The organism is Verrucomicrobiota bacterium, from assembly GCA_037139415.1.
Classification (GTDB): Bacteria; Verrucomicrobiota; Verrucomicrobiia; order Limisphaerales; family Fontisphaeraceae; genus JBAXGN01.
The window spans coordinates 1-6,912 of sequence record JBAXGN010000284.1 but is presented as its reverse complement, the minus strand read 5'-3'; the positions used below and the strand labels follow the sequence as shown (position 1 = coordinate 6,912).

5 protein-coding genes are annotated in these 6,912 nt (G+C 58.2%); 1 reads left to right on the top strand and 4 read right to left on the bottom strand.

Annotated elements, in window-relative coordinates; genetic code table 11:
• Window positions 1–229: 229 nt before the first annotated feature.
• Entirely contained in the window at window positions 230–622 is a 393-nt protein-coding gene (locus WCO56_28185; GenBank protein ID MEI7733483.1) for a hypothetical protein, read from the top strand.
• 14 nt (window positions 623–636) lie between these two features.
• Here WCO56_28185 and WCO56_28180 read toward each other — a convergent pair whose 3' ends face one another.
• The 4 genes from WCO56_28180 to WCO56_28165 form a co-directional block, all read right to left on the bottom strand.
• Entirely contained in the window at window positions 637–4,077 is a 3,441-nt protein-coding gene (locus tag WCO56_28180; GenBank protein ID MEI7733482.1) for a hypothetical protein, read from the bottom strand.
• 20 nt (window positions 4,078–4,097) lie between these two features.
• Window positions 4,098–5,843 (bottom strand): ATPase, T2SS/T4P/T4SS family, encoded by a 1,746-nt coding sequence (locus WCO56_28175; GenBank protein MEI7733481.1) that lies wholly within the window; start codon window positions 5,841–5,843, stop codon window positions 4,098–4,100.
• 6 nt (window positions 5,844–5,849) lie between these two features.
• Complete coding sequence (locus WCO56_28170) at window positions 5,850–6,692, bottom strand: hypothetical protein (GenBank protein ID MEI7733480.1); 843 nt, start codon at window positions 6,690–6,692, stop codon at window positions 5,850–5,852.
• Window positions 6,693–6,698: 6 nt separating this feature from the next.
• Window positions 6,699–6,912: hypothetical protein (locus WCO56_28165; protein ID MEI7733479.1), on the bottom strand; the 214-nt coding region annotated here is incomplete at its 5' end.

Sequence of the window (6,912 nt, the reverse complement as noted above, 5' to 3'; positions counted from 1 at the left end):
TTCAGTTAGATGCACCGGACTTGCTTGGCGCACCAAAAACATCACAATTCTGAAATTATGATTTCTACAATTTTCAATTTGCAATGCTTGGCCTTTTGCTTGGCTCATCGCTCCCTTCGGTCCCATTCGTCCCATCTTCCAAGTAACTTTCTTCTTCCGACACCATCGGTGTCTGAGGGGCTGAAATATGAAGGTCACTCTGATAACTGATAACTGGTCACTTCCCCAAATGCTCCGCTCCACCATTCGCCGCAACGTCCGCCGCATCATCCGTGTTCTCCACCGGACCGCTGCCTGCACCGCGCAATCCAGCATCACCAAACTGGTCGCCCTCCGTGATCGCGCCGAATCCGCCCTCAATCTTTTACGTGCCAAACCCTTGCCGCAGGACTTCAATGCCCTGTTTCTCGATCACCTTAAACTCCGCCTCTTGGATTTCATCCTCCAACCTTCCCCCTCACCCACGATGCTTCTCAAGTACTTTGAACTCTGGGTCAAATACCTGGCCAAAGCCGCTATCCCCGACGCTACCGTTGCGCAACGCCCGGTATTTCCCGATCCCAACGCCGGCATCCGACCGGAAACCCTCACCTACATCGAACAACAACTCAAACTCATGTGATGATGTCCGCTTATCTACTTAGTTGCTTCCAGCACCACTTCCGGGGTGGTGACTTTTTTGCCGTCGGGGGTTTCCATGTCCACCCGGAATTGGCAGGGGGTGGCGGAGTTGGCGACGGGGATGGAGAATTCAAAGGGGTATTCGGCGACCTGCATCTGTTTCCAATCGCCGCCGGTACGGTAGTGCAACGTGGCGCGCCGGACCTGTTTGGGGAAGGCGGTCAGCCAGACATACGCATCCCAATCCTCAGGCCGCACTTGGATGGCTGCTGCGCGTAGTTCCACGACGGCAAGTTCGGTCTTGAGCGTCAGGCTGGTGCGGGCGGCGGCAGACGAATTCGCAACCGCCGTCAACGTATGCCCGGACACTTGCGGATGCGCGCCGTTGAAGGTCAATACGGCCAAGGCACGTCCCGGAATTTCCAACGTAAACCGGCCAGTTTTGGCATCGAAGGTCGCGGGCGTTGACGGCGCGGACTTACCTGCTTCAAACAAGGTCACGGCGCAGACATTCTTCAGGGAGGGGTTGAGGCCAATGGCCTGCTCGTTCAACTTCAAGGAAGCCTTTTCCGTACTGCGATTTTCATTCATCAGAATCACGAGGAATTGATCGCGGGTATGGGCGGTCAGGTAATTGAATGCGGGATTATCCAGCGTGATGAGGCCGCGTTTGAACCAGAGCCAGGCATCCTTGACATCCAGCACCGTGCCCGGCGCGTGGCCATAGACGCGCGCATCGAACCAGGCATAACCGTGCTGCCGCTGAGACGGGAATTGAATTTGTCCGCCGGATTTCAAGCCCGCCTCGGCGACGAGGTAATCAATGGTCCAAGCCAGATGCGGCGCGACGTGGTGATAGTAAATGCAGCCAAGGTCCGGCCCGGTGTACGGGTAGCGCGGATTGAGCGGCATATCGGTCAGCCCGACGACGTAGTAGCCGGGATAATTTGCCCAACGCCCAAGCGTGGTGTTGCGGGCGTAGGTTTCAAATATTGCATCGCCGGTGTAGGCTGCCAGGCGCAGGAAGTTCGGTGCCCAGGCGGATTGATAGATGATGGCGCCGCCGCTGTCGTGGCGGTTGTAGGTAACGGGTTGCTCGAAGCCCAGCCCCACGTTGGAAGGAATCCAAGCCGGCACCTGTTTCTCAGGCACATCGCCCTTCTTCCGAGGCCAACCAAGCCGGAATTGGTCCGAGCCCTTCCACCAGATATGCGCCGGGCTGGAGGCGGTGAATTCCCCGCCGGGATGAATCGTGGTCTGCCCGGCGGGAATAGCCGGCTGGGTCCAGACACTCAACATCAATTGCCGCGCGCCGAATGCTGCGCCATCCAGATATTTTTGATCGCGGGTAACTTCGTACATGCGCAGCAGTCCCTCCCAATCCGGCACGAAGCTGATGTTATAAAACGGCTGCGGGCTGATCTCCACAGTGGACGCCGTGCGCACGTGTTTTTCCAGATACGCATCCGCGAGTGCGCGGGCCTTTTGCAGTGCAGCGTCGTCGCCAGTTAAAAGGTGACGCGCCAGCCATTCCTCGAATTCCTCGCCATGACAATAGCCGCGCGTGATCTTAACTCCGCCATCGGCAGGCAGAGCAGCATCGCGAAACGCGGGCGTCAGACGGCGCGTGGCTTCCCAGAAGCCGCCATAGGTGGTGGTGCCGAAAATGCGCATGGGGCCATCCATTCCCCCGGCGGGATACGATTCGCCGGTGTGATCGGGCTCGGGCGAAAAGTGGGCCTGCGTCCGCGACAGGGCAAACTCCATCGCAGGCAAGGCACGGCGCTGATACAGCTCGCGATCTCCGGTAAGCCAATAGAGCGAGAGATACGTCAAGGGAGAGGAATGGGTGACACCATTGAGCGTCTCGATCTGATACGGGCCTTGCGCGCGCTTCCACCAGCCGCCGTAGTTGTCGTCCATAATCAAATCCACCATATTCAACGCAGCCTCGGTGAGGGAGGTGCCGACGTTTGAACGATAATCGCGCCAGGCAAACACTTCATCCGCCGCCAGCCGGAACCCGGCATACCAATCCCCCGCCACCGCGAAGGCCCGCAGACTAAACGTCACGGAACTCCCGGCTTTGGTCTTCGCTTTGGTGGTACCTGGGATCGGCCCATAAATCGAGGGCTGCACTTGCCCGGCCAGATCGCGGATCATCAACCCGCAATTCGGCTGGCTGCGCTGCGGCCACGCGAACGGGATTTCCGATGGGTCCTCGCACACACCCCACGTGGTTGGCCCGGCAGACTGCGCCAAGGCAACGGGCGTGGGCGTGAACGGATCAAGCAAGGTCACCGGATGGGCAGGCAGGCGTTTGCGATTCCACATCATCGGCAGGCACAGTTCCTCCACCTCGGCCAACGGCTTGCGGAACCCGGGGTGATACCCGAGCGCGTATTGACCATCCCTGGCTGGACGGAAGGAGAGTTTGATGCGCGCCGTCCGTTCCCCCGGGCGCAACTGCCACTCCGCCTGCAATTCGCCCGCCGGTGAGGGATGAAACGTCACGCGCACCGCTCCATCCCGCAGTTCCGCCGTTTTGGGCGTGAACCGCAACGACTCCCCCGCATCCCATACCGAGCCGCCATTAAACTGCGCCGTCTGCATTTTCACGCCTCCGGCCACCACGGTAACAGAACGCTTGGGCCCGCCCTTCCACGCCGGGAAAAACCCGTTGAATTCCAGTGATGCACTGGTGGTGGCGGCCACGACCGCATACGTCTCATCCACGGGAACAGTAGCCTCCAGCGATTGCCAGGCCGCCCCGGATTTCACCGCGAAACGCGAAACCACCGCCGAACGTCCTTGCAACTGGCCCGATAGAAATTGAATGCGCACCCGCTCATTTTCCAAGGTGGCCAGTGGCGCGGCATTGGCCATCTGTATGGGTGGAGCGAACAGCGGGTCTGCATCCGTGGGCAATGCCAGCGGCAGCGGTTTGACGCGGGGATGTTTCTCGCGACCGAGCGGCAACGTCGGCGTAAAGGAGCCATCCGTCGTCAACAGGACGGCGTCACAGCGCGCATACGGTTTGCCAATTTCATGAAGACCCAGCAGCACCGGGCTGGCGGGCAACTCGAAGGTCCCGCCCGGCTCCCACGTGTAGCCGGGTTTGCCGGAATGCCCAAATGTGTCGGACGTCTTGCGCCCGCCCACCGACACCACAAACAGGCGCGTGCCAGGCATTTGATCCGGAAAATCCACCGCGCGCACCCAGAGCCAATATTTTCCGGCCTTGGGTATTTGGAGCGCCGTCACGGCGGGCAGCTTCCCTGCGCCCGGCGAGAATACCAACGCGGACAACCCGGAGTGCCCTTTGGGGTTGTACGACGCCTGCCAATCGCCGGGGAATTGGAAATCCTCCGCTTCAATGCCGAGAGTTACTGTCTGTGACCGTCCGATCATGATCGCTCCCAGCAGAGCGACCAGCACACTCCATCGGATTAACATAATGGAACGACGCGCTTGGTTTATGCGCCGGCGGTAACGACCAGGGTTTGTTCGAGGGTGGTAATACCTTCGCGCGCTTTGTCCAGGGCGACCATGCGCAACGTTTTCATGCCTTGTTCTACTGCCACTTTACCAATTTCCATCGCGCTGGCGCGCTTGATGACCATTTTGCGAATTTCATCGGTGATGGTCATAATTTCGATAATGGCAGCACGGCCCGCATACCCGCTGTTTTTGCACCGTTCACAGCCGCGCCCACGGTGCAGTTTGACACCCTCAAACATGCTGGGGTTGATATTCAAATCCTGGAACATCTTCGGCGGGTATTGCACTTCCTCTTTGCAGGAGTTGCAGATGCGGCGCATGAGGCGCTGCGCGCAGGAGAGGCACACGGCAGAGGAAATCAGGAATGGCGCAATGCCCATGTCATCCAGGCGCGCGATGGCGCCGGGAGCGTCATTGCAGTGCATGGTGCTCAACACCTGGTGACCGGTCAACGCGGCTTCCACCGCAATTTCCGCCGTCTCCTCGTCGCGAATTTCCCCGATCATCACGATGTCCGGGTCCTGGCGCAGGATGGAGCGAAGCGCCGCCGCGAAGGTCAGCCCGATTTCCTTCTTCACGGGCACCTGGTTGATGCCGGGGATTTGGAATTCCACCGGGTCTTCCACCGTGATGATGTTGTATTCGGGGCTGTTCAGTTCGTTCAAACAAGAATACAGGGTGGTGGTTTTACCAGAGCCGGTGGGGCCGGTGACCAGAATCAGCCCGTGCGGGGAGTCCACGGCGGCTTTCAAACGCCGGAAGCTCTCCGGGTCCAACCCCAGTTTGTCCATGCTGGCGGACAAGTTGGATTTATCGAGCACGCGCATGACGCATTTTTCACCGTACACCACCGGGAGGAACGACACGCGCAAGTCAATATCGCGACCGCCCACCTTGACGCGCATACGTCCGTCCTGCGGCAGGCGGCGTTCGGCGATGTCGAGGTTACTCATGATCTTGAGGCGCGAGACCAGTGGCACCTGCATGCGCTTGTCAATCTCCGGCATGTTCATCAGCGCGCCATCCGTGCGGTACCGCAATTTGACGGTCTTTTCGTAAGGCTCGATGTGAATATCACTGGCACGGTCGCGGATGGCCTGTACGAGGATGGTGTTGGCCAGTTTGATGACCGGGGCTTCCCCGGCCACCGAGGCCGCCTCGTCCAAATTGAGTTGTTCAGTGCTTTCCTTGGTTACTTCGAGCGAGTCGGCATCTTCCGCGACTTCTGCGTCCATGCCCTTGGACACTTCCTCGGTGATCTGGCTCAAGGAGGTACCGCGCGATGACTCCAGATTATTGAGCTTGTCCAGAATCGCCTTTTCCGAGGCGATCATCGGTGAAATTTCGAGCTTGGTGATGCGCTTGACGTCATCCAGCGCCAACACGTTCAGCGGGTCCACCATGGCCAGGAACAACCGGTTGCCCAGCCGTGACACGGGCAACACCTTATGGTTGGTGGCGATGTCTTGGGGTACCAATTCGGCTACTTCTGGATGGATACCAACCCGCGCCAGGTTCACGGGCGGAGTATTCAGCACGCGTCCGATGGCCAGCACCATGTCAGGCTCCGTGACCAGAGCTTTCTCCATGATGAGGTCCACCAGTTTTTTTCCGGCGGTCTTCTGCTTTTGCAGCAGGTCCTGCAACGTTTCGCCCGTCAGGACGCCGTCTTCGATCAGGGCGTCGGCAATGCGTTCACCAAATGATTTGACAGGAGGCATAAGCGTTTACCGGAAAATCTTCTTCAGGGTTTTAATCATATCCGCCGGCGAGGCCAGGTACCAGATGACCCGGTTTTTGGTTGCCTCAGCAATTTCCTTGGCGGCCTGCTGATTGAACGGATTGGCGGTGGCGATCATGACGGATTTGCTCATCTTATCGAACGGCAGTACGCACCAGCGCTGGCAGGTGTCCCGGGGGAACGAGCGTGCGAGTTCCACATCCACGTCGTAGCGATCCATGGGCATGTAACCCAGCCGGGCGCGCTCACACAACAGTTTCAAGGACAGATCCAGGGTCTTGATGTTTTTATCGTTCAACACCTGGAGGAAGGGTTCGATCACTTTGCCGGGCGCGGCATGTAATGGCGGGGTTACCCAGCATAGATCGAAATCGCCCGCCGAGATGAATTTGGAATCCACGAAAATCTTGTACATGGATTGCCGTCCGTCATCAAGAATGGTGGGGGTGGAACCTCTGGGTTCACCGGGTTTCTGGGTGGGTGGGGGCGGGGGTTTGGGTAACTCCATTTCCCCCGGTCGCATGTTCAGGCTGGTGGCCTTGTTTTCAATGTCCTGCAATGCCTTTTGGACATCCGGATCTTCCGGATGCGATTGCAGGATGGTCTCATATTCTAGAATGGCCGAGGATAATTGGCCCAACTGCATGTACGCCTGGGCAATGCGCTTGGAGGTGCGGGTTGCCTCCGCCTCCTTGCTCAGCTTGACGTAGGCTTCCTTGAGGATTTCAAGGGATTGCACATCCTGCGGCTGCGACTCCGTAATCACCTCGAACATCTCGATGGTTTGCCGCAACTGCTCCTCTTCGCCAGATGTAAGCTGTCCAATCATGTCCAGTTATCGTCGCGAAGGGTTGACTTCAAACCGCTCCGCTTTACACGTTAGTTTTCTATTTTGTTTATCCGGATACCAATAATGAGCCAACCCTACACCGAAGACCATGGTTTTGGCAAATGAAATGCATGTGTCGAGTTTGAGGCCCATGGGAAATTGCCTCACCCTTATATGTTCCCTGCGATGAATTTGATCACAAGCGTCATGATTGTCCGGC